Below are 15794 nucleotides of genomic sequence, written 5' to 3' on the forward strand. Positions count from 1 at the left end.
GAGTTGAGATGAATTCGTGCGCTTGTTCCCCCAAGTTCTGAAGATCCAGATACCTCCCCCCCGACCTCCAGTCGATTTGTCTCAGAGGGCATACATGGTGAGTGTTCAATTGCCTCCCGGTGGCCGTGACGTCCCCTACGCGCGCGTGCTGCTGCTGCCGGCCATAGTGATGGCCGTCGCGACCGGTACCGCCGTCGCCCTGGTGACGCAGCCGGCTCGCGCGGCCGTCGGCTGGTGCGGAGCCGTCGCGACCCTGCTCGTGATCGCCACAGCGGCGGAAGCGGTCCGGCGCGGCCGGGTCATCCGCGCGGCCCGGGCCGAACTCGCCCGCCGCACGGAATCCATGGAACGGCGCGTCTCCCTGCACGACGCGGAGATCGACCATCTCCGCGAGCACCTGCTGCCCACCGTCCTCAAGGCGATGCGCGGCGGCCGCTCCCCCGAGGAGACGGTCCGGCGGCTCGTCGACAACGACCCCGCCCAGCGGAACATCCCCCGCTCCCAGCGCACACTCCTGATCGAACTGCTGCGGATCATCGACCACGAGGAACTGCAGCGCGAGGCCGCGCAGCGCTCCTTCGTCAACATCGCCCGCCGCGTGCAGGCGATCGTCCACCAGCAGAACGTGGAACTGCGCGAGATGGAGGAGGACCACGGGCGCAACCCCGAGGTCTTCGACGACCTGCTGCGCATCGACCACGGCACCGCGCTGATCGGCCGTCTCGCCGACTCCATCGCCGTCCTCGGCGGCGGACGCCCCGGCCGCCAGTGGCCCGCGCCGGTCCCGCTGTACAGCGTGCTGCGCGGCGCCATGTCCCGCATCCTGGAGTACCGGCGCATCGAGCTGCACTCCATCGCCAAGGTGAGCGTCGACGGCATCCACGTCGAGCCCGTCATCCACGCCGCCGCCGAACTCCTCGACAACGCCACGCGCTACTCCCCGCCGCACACCAAGGTCCACGTCACCGCCGTCGAGGTGCAGACCGGTGTGGCCATCGAGATCGAGGACGCCGGCGTCAGCCTCAGCGAGGAGGCCCGCACCCGGGCCGAACGGATGCTCGCGCAGGCGGCGAAGGGCCCCGACCTCAACCAGCTCGGTGAGGACCCCCGCCTGGGCCTCGCCGTCGTCGGGCGCCTCATGGACATGTACGACATGCAGGTCTCCCTGCGCCAGTCCGCGTACGGCGGCGTACGCGCGGTCCTCGTCGTACCGCGCAAGCTGCTCACCGAGGAGAACGCACCCGGTCTCGCCCACGGCATCGGCGCGGCGGCCGTGCCCAAGGTCGACTTCGACGGCGTCGAGGGCCCCCAGCGCGTCGAGAAGAAGCGCCGCCCCACCACCGGACCCCGTACCTCCAAGCCGGACGAGATGGAGGACGACGTCCCCGAGGTCACCGAGTGGACGGCCAACGGGCTGCCGCAGCGCCGCAGCAGGGTCCACGTCCCGTACAGCCAGCGGGTGAAGGAGGCCAGGGCCGCCGCGGCGGAAGCGGAGGCCGCTCGCAAGGAGGGCCGCCCCGTCATCGACTGGACCCGGTCGTCCACCCAGGTGCCCAAGAAGAAGAAGGAAGAGAAGGAACCCGGGCTGTGGGTCGAGGCGTTCATGGCCGGCCTCAAAGGCGACGGCGACCCGCAGCAGACGCCCGGAGCGACGAACAGTCCGGCCCGCACCGAGGCCGACGACGAGGGGGACCTCAAGTGATCCAGCAGCGCGCCAATTTCGACTGGATGCTCAAGGAGCTGTCCGACGGGGTGTACGGCACCCGGCAGGTGGTCGTCCTCTCCGCCGACGGTCTGCGCATCGCCCGCTACGGCGGCGACCCCGACGCCGCCGACCGCATCGCCGCGGCCTGCGCCGGACTGCAGAGCCTCGCCGGGGCCGTCGCCACCGAGATCCCCGACACCGACGGCAAGATGCGCATGGTCATCATCGAGATGGAGGGCGGCTACTTCTACATGATGGCCGCGGGCCCCAACGCCTATCTCGCGGTGCTGGCGGAGGCCCACGTCGACGCCGGACTCATGAGCGCCCGGATGCGTGACCTCGTCGTCCGGATCGGCGCGCACCTCACGAGTCCGCCCCGGCGGAACGGGCAGACCGTATGAGCCCTCCTCAACGACGCCGCCGCCTGCCCAAGGCGGCTCACAAACCGAAACCCGCGCCCCCGCCGGAAGGGCCCGGCCCGCACGCCGGGCCGGGCGGGCCGGGCCGGCCCCGCGAGCCGGAACGGCTGTACGTCGTCACCGGCCAGGTCGAGGGCGGCGACCGTGCCGAACTCGACCTGGTGACCTTAATCGTGGCGTGCGCCGATGCCCCGCCCACCGCCCAGCCGGAACAGTCGGCGCTGCTCCGGCTCTGCCAGGCCCCCATGTCCGTGGCCGAGGTCTCGGCCTATCTCAATCTGCCGTTCAGCGTGGTGACCGTACTGCTGACCGAGCTGCTGACGGCTGAACTGGTACAGGCGCGCGCTCCGATCGTCCGCGCGGAGCTGCCCGACCGTTCCCTTCTCGAAGCGGTGATGCATGGACTTCAAAAGCTCTGACACCGTCCCGGGGCCCCGCGCCGAGGACCACCTCCCGCACACGGCGACCGCCGCGGTGAAGATCGTGATCGTGGGCGGCTTCGGGGTCGGCAAGACGACGATGGTGGGTTCCGTCAGCGAGATCAGGCCGCTGACCACCGAAGAGACCATGACGCAGGCCGGCATCGGGGTCGACGACAACTACGGCTCCGACACGAAGACGGCCACCACCGTCGCGATGGACTTCGGCCGCATCAGCATCACCGAACAGCTGGTGCTGTACCTGTTCGGCACCCCCGGACAGGAACGCTTCTGGTTCCTGTGGAACGGCCTGTTCGAAGGCGCTCTGGGCGCGGTCGTCCTGGTCGACACCCGGCGCCTGGAGGTCAGCTTCGACGTCATCGGACGGCTGGAGGAGCGTGGCGTGCCGTTCGTCGTCGCCGTCAACGACTTCCCGGACGGCCCCCGTTACCCCATGGAGGACCTGCGGGCGGCGCTCGACCTGCCCGAGGAGATTCCCATGATGCAGTGCGACGCGCGGCGGCGGGCTTCCAGCCGGGACGTGCTGATGACGTTGATGCGGTTTCTGCACTCGATTGCCATGGCCTCGGCGTGAGCGCTCCGCTGCGTGCGCCGTGATGACCTGCGGGTCCGGTGGGGGCTGGTCGCGCCCACGCGGCGGAGCCGCAGATCGACACAGCCCCGCGCCCCTGAAGACCGGGCTGCGCCCCTGTCTTTCAACCCGCCCCGCGAGCGCTGTCCCCCCAACAATCCCTCCCCGAAAGCGATCACCGTGACGCCTGAATCTCACTCTCTGACCGACACGGACGACCCCATGGCCGGGCCGCCGCCGGGCTGTCCGGCCCATGGCACCGGGCCCGGCGGGCTGCGCCGGCTGTACGGGCCCGACGCGCAGGATCTCGCGGGGCTGTACGAGAAGCTGCGCGCCGAGCACGGCGCCGTCGCGCCCGTGCTGCTCCACAACGACGTGCCCATCTGGATGGTGCTCGGACACGGCGAGAACCTCCACATGATCAGCAACCCGTCGGTCTACACACGCGACAGCCGGATCTGGACCCCCCTCCTGGACGGCACCGCGGGCCCCGACCATCCGCTGATGCCGCTCATCACCTGGCAGCCCATCTGCTCCCACGCCGAGGGCGACGAGCACCAGCGGCTGCGTGGCTCGGTGATGGGCGCCATGTCGACCATCAACTCCCGTGACCTGCGCCGCCACATCAGCCACTGGACGCAGGAGCTGGTCAACCACTTCTGTCACCGCGGCACCGCCGACCTGGTCTCCCAGTTCGCCGAACACCTGCCGATGGCCGTCCTGTGCGAGATCCTCGGCATGCCCGAGGAGTACGACGACCGGATGGTGCAGGCCACCCGCGACCTCCTCAAGGGCACCGAGACCGCGATCGCCAGCAACGAGTACGTCATGAGCGTGCTGATGCGCCTCACGGTCCGCCGCCGGGCCGAGCCCGCCGAGGACTTCACCAGCCACCTCATCAACCACCCGGCCGGACTCACCGACGAGGAGGTGGGCCAGCATCTGCGGGTCGTCCTCCTCGCCGCGTACGAGGCCACGGCGAACCTCCTGGCCAACGTGCTGCGCGTGGTGCTCACCGACCCGGGCTTCCGCGCCCAGCTCAACGGCGGCCAGATGACGGTGCCCCAGGCGGTGGAGCAGTCCCTGTGGAACGAGCCGCCGTTCAGCAACGTCCTCGGCTACTTCGCCAAGCAGGACACGGAGCTGGGCGGACAGCGCATCCGCAAGGGCGACGGGCTGCTCCTCGGGATGGCGGCCGGCAACGTCGACCCGCACGTCCGCCCGGACCTCAAGGCGAACATGATGGGCAACCGCTCGCACCTCGCCTTCGGCGGCGGCCCGCACGAGTGCCCCGGCCAGGACATCGGCCGTGCCATCGCGGACGTCGGCGTCGACGCGCTCCTCAAGCGGCTCCCGGATGTCCAGCTCGCCGTGGACGAGGACGACCTGACATGGACGGCGTCCATCTCCTCGCGGCACCTGGCGGAACTGCCGGTCGTGTTCGCCCCGGTTTCACCGCAGGACGTCATGGAGCGGCCCGGCGTCGGTGAGGTGCCTCGCCCCCGCCCCGACTGGGACCTCTCCGACCCGTCCCTGGAGGCCGCCTCGGTGCCGCGCCCCACGATCGACCTGCCGGAGCCCGCGGCCGCCGACCCGGCTGCCGGACCGGGGCAACGGCTCGGCGCCTGGCAGCGGTTCCTGCGTTGGTGGCGCGGCTACTGAGCCCGGCCGTCCCGGCGTCCGGGCCTGAGCCCGGCTGCCACGACGTCACCGGGGGAGTCCGGCACCGGCCCAGTCGTCGTGCGCCGACCAGGCCTGGAGGGCCCGTCCGCTGCGGAACGAATGGCGGTGCCCCGTGACCGGATCGGTGAACTCCAGCACCCGCGCCAGCAGTTGGAGCGGGCGCCGGAAGTCACCGGCCGGCACGGGGCCGGTGACCACCGGATACAGCGGGTCGCCGAGGATCGGCACACCCAACGCGCTCATGTGCACCCGCAGTTGATGGGTCTGCCCGGTGTGCGGCAGCAGCCGGTAGCGGCCCCGGCCTTCCCGGTGCTCCAGCAGCTCGACCCGGGTCTCGGCGTTCGGCTCGCCCGGCACCTCCCGGGCGGCGAGCACCCCCCGCTCCTTGAGGATCCGGCTGCGGACCGTCACGGGCAGGTCCAGCGCCGGTGCGTACGCCGCCACCGCCTCGTACTCCTTGCGTACGAGCCGGTCGCGGAACAGCGACTGGTACGCGCCGCGCTCCTCGGGCCGCACCGTGAACAGCACGAGCCCGGCGGTGAGCCGGTCGAGCCGGTGTGCGGCGCCCAGCGACGGCAGCCCGAGGTCCCGCCGCAGCCGGGCGAGAACCGTCTCGGTGACATGGCTGCCCCGGGGTGTCGTGGCGATGAAGTGGGGTTTGTCGGCGACCACGATGTGGCCGTCGTGGTGGACGATCTCGATGGGGAACGGCACCCGCTCCTCGTCGGGCAGTTCCCGGTGGAACCACACGAACATCCCGGGCACGTAGGCCGTGTCCGCCGTCACCGGCCGCCCGTCCGCGTCCACGATGTCCCCGGCGGCGAGCATCGCGTCGATCACCGCGGCCCGTGGTGCGAGCCGCTCCAGTAGATGCTCCCGTACGGTGCTCCAGGCCCCGTCGGCCGGCATCCGCACCCGCACCGGGTCCACCCCTTCGCGCTGGGGCAGGGGCGAGGGCGGAATCCTGCTCTTGCGTCTCACCTGGTCAGCGTACGCAGCGTGGGCGCGCTCAGCCCCCACCGGCCCGCGGACACGCTCCGAACACCGCCCCGGAGGAGTTCCTCAGGCGGAGGCGGCAGGAGGCGCACCCTCCTGCTCCGCCTCCACCTGGGCGTTCCAGTCCCGCTTCGCGGCCTGCCACCCGTCCTCGTTGTGCCCCAGCCGCCAGTACCCGGAGATGGAGATGTCCTCACGGGGAATCTCCCGCTCGACGCGCAGCAGCCGCCGCAGCTCCTTCACGAAGCCCGCCTCGCCGTGCACGAACGCGTGCACCCGGCCCGCCGGGAACTCAAGGGCCCGGACGGCCGCCACCAGGGCCTCGCCGACCGGCCGGTCACCACGGTGCAGCCAGACGACCTCCACGGCGGAGTCGAACTTCTGCTCCTCCTCGGGCCCGGAGACCTCCACGAAGGCGCGCACCTGCGCTCCGTGGGGCATGGCCTCCAGCGAGGCGGCGATGGCGGGCAGTGCGCTCTCGTCACCGGCCAGCAGATGCCAGTCGGCCCCGGTGTCGGGCGCGTACGCCCCACCCGGTCCGAGGAACCGCACGAGCTCGCCGGCCTGTACGCGGGCCGCCCAGGGCCCGGCGAGCCCCTCGTCGCCGTGGATCACGAAGTCGAGGGTCAGTTCGCGCTGCTCGGGGTCCCAGGCGCGCACGGTGTACGTACGCGTGACGGGCCACTGCTCGCGGGGGAACTCCTCGCGGATCCGCGCCATGTCGAAGGGCTCCGGATACGTCACGCCCTCGGCGTCGAACAGCAGCTTCACGTAGTGGTCGGTGCTGGTGCCCGCGGTGAAGTCGGCGAGCCCCTCGCCCCCGAGGACCACGCGCTGCATGTGCGGAGTGAGCCGCTCCGTACGGACGACCCGCGCGGAGTGCGGCCTGGGAGCCTTGCGTGCCGGACGCTCTGCCATAACGGCCTCCTGGATAAGTTCGCTAAGGCTTACCTAAGTTAGCACCTCTCCCTGTGTCGCACCCCCGTGACACGCCTCAGTTGAACAGGGGGCGAGGGGGCGGCCCCACGTGTCCAGTGTCCCTCTCATGCCCCCAGAGTCGACAGCAACCGCGTCAACGAGCCGCCGAGACCCCACCGGGCCGCCAGCGCGTCCAGGGCCGCCGGGTCGCGGGGAGAGCGGGGCACCGCCGTGTCCACCTCCGGCAGGGGCACGTCACCGGCCACCTTGACGACCTTCGGGGCGACCGACACGTACGGCCGTGACTCGGCCAGGCGCTTGCGCTGCGACGGGGTGAGCCTGGCCTTCGGGTCGTCCACCGCCGCCATGATCGAGGCCAGGTCCCCGAACTCGGCCAGCAGTTTGGCCGCCGTCTTCTCGCCGATGCCCGGCACGCCCGGCAGCCCGTCGCTGGGGTCGCCGCGCAGCAGCGCGAGATCCGCGTACCCCGGCCCGTCGACGCCGTACTTCTCGCGCAGCCAGGCCTCGTCCGTGACCTGCAGGGAGCCGACGCCCTTGAGTGGGTACAGCACGCGGACGCCCCGTGCGTCGTCCACCAGTTGGTACAGGTCGCGGTCGCCGGTGACGATGTCGACCGGGCCCGTGGCGCGGCCGGTGAACGTGCCGATCACGTCGTCCGCCTCGTACCCCTCGACGCCCACGCGCGCGATGCCCAGCGCGTCCAGGATCTCCTCGATGACGGGCACCTGCGGCGAGAGGGTGTCGGGCACCTCCTCCTCGTCCGGGCCCGTCTCGGTCTCCTGGGCGACGCGGTGCGCCTTGTAGGAGGGGATCAGGTCGACCCGCCACTGCGGGCGCCAGTCCGCGTCCATGCAGGCCACCAGGTCGTCCGGCCGGTGGTCCTTCACGAGCCGGTCGATGAACTCAAGAAGTCCCCGTACGGCGTTCACGGGAGTGCCGTCCGGGGCCTTCACGGATTCCGGCACCCCGAAGTAGGCGCGAAAGTACAGGGATGCGGTGTCGAGGAGCATGGTTCGCCGGGGCTGCTGAGTCTGCTGCGTCACGCCCCGCATCATGCCGTACGCCACTGACAGTCACCCTGCGGCGCGGACGGTGGCCGCACGGTCCATTGCGGGCCCGTTGCGGAAAGGGGGCGCAGGCGAGTTCCGCAACCTTCCCGAAGTAAACACCGTGTGAACTGGAACACGGTCGGGTTTGGGCCATCCGAGTCAGGGCAGGCGCCGATCCGGAGCGAACCCGGTCGCATTTTCAACAACACTGAACATGCGCGGACCGGATGAGCGGGCGGAACCCGCATCGCTCCACGGCCCGCCGGCGGGGGAGGCGGGCCGTCTTCGTTCGACCGGAGAGGTACTTGTGTCATCCAGGCTGCAGGCGGAACAGCTCTACAAAGTGTTCGGCAGACGACCCGGCGAGGCCGTCGAGCGACTGCGAGGGGGAGCCGACCGCGAGGAACTGCGCGCCGACGGCATCACCGCCGCGGTGATCGACGCCTCCTTCACGGTGGAACCCGGCGAGATCTTCGTCGTGATGGGACTCTCGGGGTCCGGCAAGTCCACGCTGCTGCGCATGCTCAACGGGCTCCTGGAGCCGACCGAGGGACGCGTGGTCTTCGACGGGCAGGACCTGACCGCGCTGAACGACCGTGAGATGCGCGAGGTCCGCTCCCGCAAGGTCAGCATGGTCTTCCAGCACTTCGCGCTCTTCCCGCACCGCAGCGTCCTGGAGAACGCCGCGTACGGCCTTGAGGTGCAGGGGGTGCCGCGCGCCGAACGCCACGAGCGCGCCAACAAGGCCCTGGTGCTGGCGGGCCTCGCCGGCTGGGAGAAGTCCTGGCCCGACGAGCTGTCCGGCGGTATGCAGCAGCGGGTGGGCCTCGCCCGCGCGCTCGCCACCGACGCCGACCTGCTGCTGATGGACGAGTCGTTCAGCGCGCTCGACCCGCTGATCCGCCGCGACATGCAGGACCAGCTCATCGAACTGCAGAAGAAACTCAAGAAGACCATCGTGTTCATCACCCACGACCTCAACGAGGCCATGCGCCTGGGCGACCGCATCGCCGTCATGCGGGACGGCCGGATCGTGCAGATAGGCACCGCCGAGGACATCCTCGTACGCCCCGCGAACGACTACGTGGCCTCCTTCACCCAGGACGTCGACCGTTCCCGGGTCCTCACCGCGGCCTCCGTCATGGACACGGAGCTGCGCGGCGACGAGGCGGACTGCGGCTGCGAGACCGCCCGGCCCGACTCCTCGTTCGGTGACCTGTGCGCGATCAGCGCGCGGCTGACGCACCCCGTCGCCGTCGTCGACAAGAAGGGGAAGCTGGTCGGAGTCGTGCCACGGCGGCGGCTCATCGGCTTCCTCGGCGACGAACAGGGGGAACCCGCGCCCTGCGACTCTCCCGGCGGCAAGACCCTCGGGGCGGTGAAGACCGATGCCTAGAGTCCCCTTCGGCGACTGGGTCAACGACGCGGTCGACTGGCTGCTGAACCACATGGCGTGGCTCTTCGACTTCTTCAAGACCGTCTTCCTCGGCGCCTACGACGGCATCAACGCCGTCCTCCAGGCCCCCGAACCGCTCCTCCTCGCGGGCATCTTCGCGGTCATCGCGTTCTGGCTGCGCGGCACCTCGGCAGGTCTGCTCACCTTCGTGGGATTCGCGTTCATCGACTCCCTCGAACTGTGGGAGAACGCGATGGTGACGCTGTCGCTCGTCCTGGTGGCGACGATCATCGCGCTCGTCATCTCGGTGCCCGTCGGCATCTGGGCGGCGCGCTCGGACCGGGTCAGCAGCGTCGTGCGGCCCGTGCTCGACTTCATGCAGACGCTGCCGGCGATGATCTACCTGATCCCGGCGATCCTGTTCTTCGGCACCGGCGCCCCCGCGGGCATCGTGGCCACCCTGATCTTCGCGCTGGCACCCGGCGTCCGCATGACCGAGCTGGGCATCCGGCAGGTCGACAAGGAACTGGTCGAGGCCGCCGACGCGTTCGGCACCACCCCCGGCAACATCCTGCTGCGCGTCCAGCTGCCGCTGGCCCTGCCCACCGTCATGGCGGGCGTCAACCAGGTCATCATGCTGGGTCTGTCCATGGCCGCCATCGCGGGGATGGTCGGCACCGGCGGGCTCGGCGGTGACGTGAACGAGGCGATCGGCCAGCTGAACGTCGGCCTCGGCTCCGAGGCGGGCGTGGCCATCGTCATCCTCGCCATCTACCTGGACCGGATGACCAGCGCGCTGGGCAGCCAGGTCTCGCCGCTCGGCCGCCGTGCCGCCGCCAAGCTGCGCGCCGCGCAGGGCCTGAAGATCTGGACCTACCGTCCGCAGCCCACCGTGGCCGTGATCGGTGTCGTCGTGCTGGCGCTCGTCGCGGGCGGCATGGGCGTGTTCGGCTCCGCGGGCAGCGAGGCCACGGCCTCCGACTCCAAGAACGTCGGCCAGGGCAAGAAGATCAGCATCGGTTACATCCCCTGGGACGAGGGCGTTGCCTCCACCTTCCTGTGGAAGGAGATCCTGGAGCAGCGCGGTTACGAGGTCGAGGTCAAGCAGTTCGACGCGGGCCCCCTCTACACCTCCCTGGCGCAGGGCGACATCGACTTCCAGACCGACTCCTGGCTGCCCGTCACGCACGAGCAGTACTGGAAGAAGTACGGCAAGCAGCTCGACGACATGGGTTCCTGGTTCGGCCCGACGTCCCTGGAGCTGAGCGTGCCCGCCTACATGGACGGCATCGACACCCTGGAGGACCTCAAGGGCAAGGCGGGCGAGTTCGACGGCAAGATCACCGGCATCGAGTCCAGCGCCGGCATGATGGGCCTGCTCAAGACGAAGGTCCTCAAGGAGTACGGGCTCGACAAGGAGTACAAGGTCGTCGACAGCTCGACGCCCGCGATGCTGGCCGAGCTGAAGCGCGCGTACGCCAAGAAGGAGCCGTTCGTCGGCACGCTGTGGTCGCCGCACTGGGCGTACAGCGAGTACAAGCTGAAGAAGCTCAAGGACACCAAGGGTGCCTGGGGCAAGGGCGACGGTGTGCACACGCTGTCCCGCAAGGGCTTCGCGAAGGACGACCCGGTCGTCGGCACGTGGCTCAAGAACTTCAAGATGACCGAGGACCAGCTCACCAGTCTTGAGGCGGAGATCAACAAGGCCGGCAAGGGCGCCCAGCAGGACGCCGTGCGCACCTGGCTGAAGAGCAACTCCAAGGTCGTCGACGAGCTGGCCCCGGTCGCGAGTTCCTCCTCGGACACCCCCGCCGAGGCGAAGAAGGCCATCGACGTCGCCTGGTTCCCCTGGGACGAGGACGTCGCCGTCACCTACCTGTGGAAGAACGTCCTGGCCCGGCGCGGCTACACGCTGAACCTGAAGCAGATGGACGTCGGCCCGGTCTACACGGGTCTGGCCTCCGGTGACATCGACCTCAACTTCGACGCCTGGCTGCCGTACGCGCAGTCGAACTACTGGAACAAGCACAAGGACAACCTGAAGGACCTCGGCACCTGGTACGAGCCGACGTCCCTGGAGATCGCGGTGCCCTCCTACGTCAAGGACGTCAGGTCCCTGGCGGACCTCAAGGGCAAGGCCGACACGTTCGACGGCAGGATCATCGGGATCGAGCCGGGCACCGGCGAGATGAACCTCCTGAAGAAGGACGTGCTTCCGGGCTACGGCCTCGACAAGGAGTACAAGGTCGTCGACGGCTCCACGCCCGCGATGCTCGCCGAACTGAAGCGCGCGTACGCCAAGAAGGAGCCCGTCGCCGTCGTCCTGTGGTCGCCGCACTGGGCGTACAGCGAGTACGAGCTGACGAAGCTGTCGGACGAGAAGAAGCTGTTCGGTGAGGGCAACACGATCCGGACCATCTCGAACAAGAAGTTCCCCGGCGAGTATCCGCAGCTCACCAAGTGGATCAAGAACTTCAAGATGAGCGAGGACGAACTCGGCAGCCTGGAGGCCGAGATCAAGGACCGCGGCCAGGGTCATGAGGAGGACGCCGTGGCCGCGTGGCTCAAGGAGCACCCGGACATGGTGGAACGCATGACTCCGCAGTAGCGGACGAGCACGACGAAGAGGGGCGGACGGTACCGTACGGTGCCGACCGCCCCTCGCGGCATATACACGACCGATGAGGCAATGTTTACGGGGATGTGACGGCCGCATGAAACGGTTTGGCGAACACCCGTAGGGTGCAGACAACACATCAGGAACCCGCGCACCGACGACGCACAGGGGGGAGCCGAGGCGATGGACGAGAACAAGGAATCCCTTCGAGTGGGCGCGGCCGTCAGGCGGCGGCGCCGGGCGCTTGAGCTGACCCTCGCCGTCGTCGCCGAGCGCAGCGGCCTGTCGGTGCCGTTCCTCAGCCAGGTCGAGAACGAGCGGGCCCGGCCCAGTACGCGCTCCCTGGAACGCGTGGCGGACGCCCTCGGCACGACCCGCGTGGAACTGCTGGCGGCAGCCGACCCCGCGCGCAGTGTCGACGTGGTGCGCGCCGACGACTCCGAGTTCACCCATGAGCCCCGTGTGCGCCCCCTGGTGCGCGGTCACCACCAGTTGCACGCCATGGAGTTCTCCGGCGACCAGGACGCCGGCCGGGAGTTCCAGCACCGCAACGACGAATTGATGTACGTGGCCGAAGGCGTCGTCGAGGTCGAGGCGGAGGGCCGCGCGTACCGCCTGGGCAAGGGCGACACCCTGTACCTGACCGGAGGCGTGCGCCACCGCTGGCGGGCCACCGAGGAGGACACCCGCGTCCTGGTCGTCGCCGTCGCGGACCACATCGAGGCGGTCGACGATCTCAGCCGGTGAGCGGCGCGCGGGCTCGGGCACGGGAGTGCGGCCGAGGGCGGTGTCGCTGGTCCCCTCCCTGACCGAGGCGGTCGCCGTGTCGGCGCCGGGCGTGCTCGTCGGGGCGACCGACTGGTGCAGCCACCCCGCCGGGCTCGACGTCGCACGCGTGGGCGGCACCAAGAACCCGGACGTCGGGCGGATCGTCGCGCTCGCCCCGGACCTGGTGATCGCCAACGAGGAGGAGAATCGCGAGCCCGACCTGAGCGCGCTGCGGCAGGCGGGCATCGAGGTCCTGGTCACCGAGGTACGGGATCTGCCGGGCGCCTTCCGTGAACTGGAGCGGGTGACCGGGGCGTGCGGCGTGCGCGGGCGACCGCGCTGGCTGGACGAGGCCGAGACGGCATGGCTCGACCCACCCGGCTTGTCGGTCCGGCTGCGCGCGGCCGTGCCGGTCTGGCGGCGCCCCTGGATGGTGCTGGGCCGGGACACCTTCGCCGGGGACCTGCTGGCGCGCCTCGGCGTCGACAACGCGTACGCGGACCACACCGAGCGGTATCCGCGGGTTTCCGCCGACGCACTGCGCGGCTCCCGCCTCGACCTGGTCGTGCTGCCCGACGAGCCGTACCGCTTCACCCGGGACGACGGCCCCGAGGAGTTCCCCGGGGTGCCGTGCGCGCTCGTCGACGGACGTCATCTCACGTGGTACGGGCCGTCGTTGGCGCGGGCCCCGTGGGTACTGGGCGAGGCGCTGCGAGCAGCCGTCCGCTGAACAGGCCCCGGGCCGTGTGCACGGCGGCCACGGCCCAGGCGGCGAGCAGCAGGGCGTACAGGGCGGTCGCGAGGCCGTCGTAGACCACGAGCCCCGTGTGCCGTCCGAGTCCCTCGGCGCCCGTGACGCACGTGCCCACCGGGAAGGTGAACGCCCACCAGGTCATCGTGAAGCCCATGCCCCGGCGGCGGGCCCGCACCACCATCGCGCCGGCCAGCGCGAGCCAGAACAGCGCGAACCCCAGCACCGGCACGCCGTAGAGCACCGCCAGGACGACGAGACCCCGGTCGTACGGGGCCGGCACGACTCCCGGCGCGGCGGCGGCGAACTTGTCCACGGCCGTCGTGGACTGCCCCAGCGGACCCAGGACCAGGAACAGGGCCGGGGTGAGGGCGAGCGGCGGCGGACCACCCGTGAGCAGCCGGGCGAAGATCATCGGCAGCATCACCAGCGTGGCCAGCAGGCTCAGGCCGAACATCGCGAAGCAGGCCAGCAGCAGGGTCGCGCGGGGTGCGCCGGCCGGCAGATGAGGTACGAGGAGAGGGCCGAGGGCCGCGGACACCATCGGGGCGACCAGGGGGAGCAGCCATACGGGGCTGACCTGGGAGGCGTCGAGCCGGTGACGCGTGATCATCAGGTACGGGACGGCCACGGCGACCGTCAGACCGGTCAGGGTGCCCGCGGTGAACAGGACGGCGTCCAGGGCGACCGCCGCGGGGGTGCCGATCCAGTCCCGGCCGACGACGAGGGCGCCGCCGCCGACGGCGAGCAGGGCCATCGAGAGACACCCGTAGAACGGTGCCACCGCCGGATCCATGAGATGGGCCCTCGCCCGGTCCCCGTGCCGGACCCAGTGCACGGCCCGCGCGACGAGCAGGCCGGCCAGCAGGAGCAGGGAGAGCGCCCAGAACGCCGTGCAGAGGGTACGCAGGCCGGGGGCGCCGAACGGGAGGCCGGCGCCCGCCGTGGCCACGATCGCGGTGCCCATGACGGGGGCGTACCAGTTGGGTCCGAGGTGACGGACGGCGTCGGCGGCGGCGCGGGGGTGGGTGGGGCCCAGGTGATCGGTGTGCCCTCTGTGGGTGGGAAGGCGGGGGACGGCGGTGACCATGGATCCACCGTGCTCCCCTGGCGGGGCGGCCACCAGGGAGTGCCGGCCTATGGGGGCATAAGGTGGGTTTATGAGCGGGAGTGACAGGACGGACGACCAGCCGGTCCGGGCGGCGGGAACGGGCGGCGGGCTGTCGCACCGGGTGCCCGAGCTGGGCGCGCTGGAGCTGCTGCTCGCCGTCGCGCGGCTCGGCAGCCTCGGCCGGGCGGCGCGGGAACTCGGCATCACCCAGCCCGCCGCCAGCAGCCGGATCCGGTCCATGGAACGGCAGTTGGGGGTCGCGCTGGTGGAGCGGTCGCCGCGGGGATCACGGCTCACCGACGCGGGGGCGCTGGTCACCGACTGGGCGCGGCGGGTGGTGGAGGCGGCGGAGGTGTTCGACGCGGGGACGCAGGCGCTGCGGGACCGGCGGGACTCGCGGCTGCGGGTTGCCGCGAGCATGACCATCGCGGAGTACCTGCTGCCGGGCTGGCTGATCGCGCTGCGCGGGCAGCGGCCTGACACGGCGGTGTCGCTGCTCGCCGGGAACTCGACCGTGGTGGCCGAGCGGGTGCTCGCGGGGGAGGCGGACCTCGGGTTCGTGGAAGGGGTGTCCGTCGCGGGCGGGCTCGACTCTGTGGTGATCGCGCACGACCGGCTGATCGTCGTCACCGCGCCCGGGCACGCGTGGGCGCGGCGGCGGAAGGCGCTCGACGCGGGGGAGCTGGCGGCGACCCCGCTGATCCTGCGGGAGGAAGGGTCGGGGACGCGGCAGGTGCTGGACGCGGCGCTCGGCGGGCTGGCCCGCCCGCTGATCGAACTGTCGTCGACCACGGCGGTGAAGGCGTCCGCGGCGTCGGGGGCGGGGCCGGCGGTCCTGAGCGAACTGGCCCTCGGCGAGGAGCTGTCCGCTCGGCGGCTGGTGGAGATTCCGGTGGAAGGGGTCCACCTGAGCCGGGCCCTCCGGGCGGTATGGCCGACGGGCCATCGGCCTGCGGGGCCGGCGCGGGACCTTTTGGCTTTGACGCGGTCGTAGGGGGCGGGGGGTTTCTCCGCGCGGGCCGACGGGGGCGGGTCGCGCAGTTGCCCGCGCCCCTGGGGGCGGGGTGGCTCCGGCCGGTTTATCGGCTGCGGGCCGGTGGGGGTTGCCCGCGCCGTTCCCCGCGCCCCTGGGTGAGTGAGGCTCCGGCTGGGTTGTCAGCCGCGGGCCCGCTGCGGTTGGCCGCGCCGTTCCCCGCGCCCCTAGGGGGTGGGGTCTCGGGCCCGGGTGTCGGCTGCGGGTCCGTTGTGGCTGGTCGCGCAGTTCCCCGCGCCCCTGGGTGAGTGGGGGTGGGGGGATGGTTGGTGGGTTTGTCGCCGTGGCGTTACGCGGCCCCGCCCCGCCCCGTCAG

Annotated in this window: 14 protein-coding genes; 10 read left to right on the forward strand and 4 right to left on the reverse strand. The window is 71.1% G+C overall.

What is annotated here, in order from left to right:
- Positions 1 to 94: 94 nt before the first annotated feature.
- From ACFWGJ_RS11575 to ACFWGJ_RS11595, 5 genes are all read left to right on the forward strand, one after another.
- Positions 95 to 1702 carry a sensor histidine kinase gene (locus tag ACFWGJ_RS11575; RefSeq protein WP_387322740.1) on the forward strand — a complete coding sequence of 536 codons (1608 nt, stop codon included), beginning with the start codon at positions 95 to 97 and terminating at the stop codon, positions 1700 to 1702.
- Entirely contained in the window at positions 1699 to 2106 is a 408-nt protein-coding gene (locus ACFWGJ_RS11580) for a roadblock/LC7 domain-containing protein (protein WP_107019841.1), read from the forward strand. The genes ACFWGJ_RS11575 and ACFWGJ_RS11580 overlap by 4 nt, the downstream gene beginning before the upstream one ends.
- Entirely contained in the window at positions 2103 to 2543 is a 441-nt protein-coding gene (locus ACFWGJ_RS11585; protein WP_387322742.1) for a DUF742 domain-containing protein, read from the forward strand. The genes ACFWGJ_RS11580 and ACFWGJ_RS11585 overlap by 4 nt, the downstream gene beginning before the upstream one ends.
- Positions 2524 to 3138 carry an ATP/GTP-binding protein gene (locus ACFWGJ_RS11590; protein WP_387322744.1) on the forward strand — a complete coding sequence of 205 codons (615 nt, stop codon included), beginning with the start codon at positions 2524 to 2526 and terminating at the stop codon, positions 3136 to 3138. Before ACFWGJ_RS11585 ends, ACFWGJ_RS11590 begins: the two co-directional genes overlap by 20 nt.
- A gap of 177 nt (positions 3139 to 3315) precedes the next feature.
- A complete protein-coding gene (locus ACFWGJ_RS11595) occupies positions 3316 to 4797 on the forward strand; it encodes a cytochrome P450 (protein ID WP_387322746.1) in 1482 nt (493 codons plus the stop codon).
- Positions 4798 to 4842: 45 nt separating this feature from the next.
- Here ACFWGJ_RS11595 and ACFWGJ_RS11600 read toward each other — a convergent pair whose 3' ends face one another.
- From ACFWGJ_RS11600 to ACFWGJ_RS11610, 3 genes are all read right to left on the reverse strand, one after another.
- Entirely contained in the window at positions 4843 to 5799 is a 957-nt protein-coding gene (locus tag ACFWGJ_RS11600) for an RluA family pseudouridine synthase (protein WP_387322748.1), read from the reverse strand.
- An 81-nt stretch (positions 5800 to 5880) separates the two neighbouring features.
- Positions 5881 to 6732 carry a siderophore-interacting protein gene (locus ACFWGJ_RS11605; RefSeq protein WP_387322749.1) on the reverse strand — a complete coding sequence of 284 codons (852 nt, stop codon included), beginning with the start codon at positions 6730 to 6732 and terminating at the stop codon, positions 5881 to 5883.
- 125 nt (positions 6733 to 6857) lie between these two features.
- Entirely contained in the window at positions 6858 to 7805 is a 948-nt protein-coding gene (locus tag ACFWGJ_RS11610) for a 5'-3' exonuclease H3TH domain-containing protein (protein WP_387322764.1), read from the reverse strand.
- A 304-nt stretch (positions 7806 to 8109) separates the two neighbouring features.
- Between ACFWGJ_RS11610 and ACFWGJ_RS11615 the strand changes: the two genes are divergently transcribed.
- The 4 genes from ACFWGJ_RS11615 to ACFWGJ_RS11630 all read left to right on the forward strand — a co-directional run bounded on the left by ACFWGJ_RS11615 (position 8110) and on the right by ACFWGJ_RS11630 (position 13313).
- Positions 8110 to 9198 carry a glycine betaine/L-proline ABC transporter ATP-binding protein gene (locus tag ACFWGJ_RS11615; protein WP_387322751.1) on the forward strand — a complete coding sequence of 363 codons (1089 nt, stop codon included), beginning with the start codon at positions 8110 to 8112 and terminating at the stop codon, positions 9196 to 9198.
- Positions 9191 to 11806, forward strand: a complete 2616-nt coding sequence (locus ACFWGJ_RS11620; RefSeq protein WP_387322752.1) for an ABC transporter permease/substrate binding protein — start codon at positions 9191 to 9193, stop codon at positions 11804 to 11806. Before ACFWGJ_RS11615 ends, ACFWGJ_RS11620 begins: the two co-directional genes overlap by 8 nt.
- 192 nt (positions 11807 to 11998) lie before the next feature.
- Positions 11999 to 12562 carry a helix-turn-helix domain-containing protein gene (locus ACFWGJ_RS11625; protein ID WP_107019833.1) on the forward strand — a complete coding sequence of 188 codons (564 nt, stop codon included), beginning with the start codon at positions 11999 to 12001 and terminating at the stop codon, positions 12560 to 12562.
- 40 nt (positions 12563 to 12602) lie between these two features.
- Entirely contained in the window at positions 12603 to 13313 is a 711-nt protein-coding gene (locus tag ACFWGJ_RS11630; RefSeq protein WP_387322755.1) for a helical backbone metal receptor, read from the forward strand.
- Here the strand turns inward: ACFWGJ_RS11630 and ACFWGJ_RS11635 are convergent.
- Positions 13240 to 14424, reverse strand: a complete 1185-nt coding sequence (locus ACFWGJ_RS11635) for a TDT family transporter (RefSeq protein ID WP_387322756.1) — start codon at positions 14422 to 14424, stop codon at positions 13240 to 13242. The two genes, ACFWGJ_RS11630 and ACFWGJ_RS11635, sit on opposite strands and share 74 nt — an antisense overlap.
- 70 nt (positions 14425 to 14494) lie before the next feature.
- On the opposite strand from ACFWGJ_RS11635, the gene ACFWGJ_RS11640 reads away from it, so the two are divergent.
- A complete protein-coding gene (locus ACFWGJ_RS11640) occupies positions 14495 to 15439 on the forward strand; it encodes a LysR family transcriptional regulator (RefSeq protein ID WP_387322758.1) in 945 nt (314 codons plus the stop codon).
- Positions 15440 to 15794: the final 355 nt, after the last annotated feature.

Source organism: Streptomyces sp. NPDC060205 (genome assembly GCF_042728395.1).
In the GTDB taxonomy this organism is placed as follows: domain Bacteria; phylum Actinomycetota; class Actinomycetes; order Streptomycetales; family Streptomycetaceae; genus Streptomyces.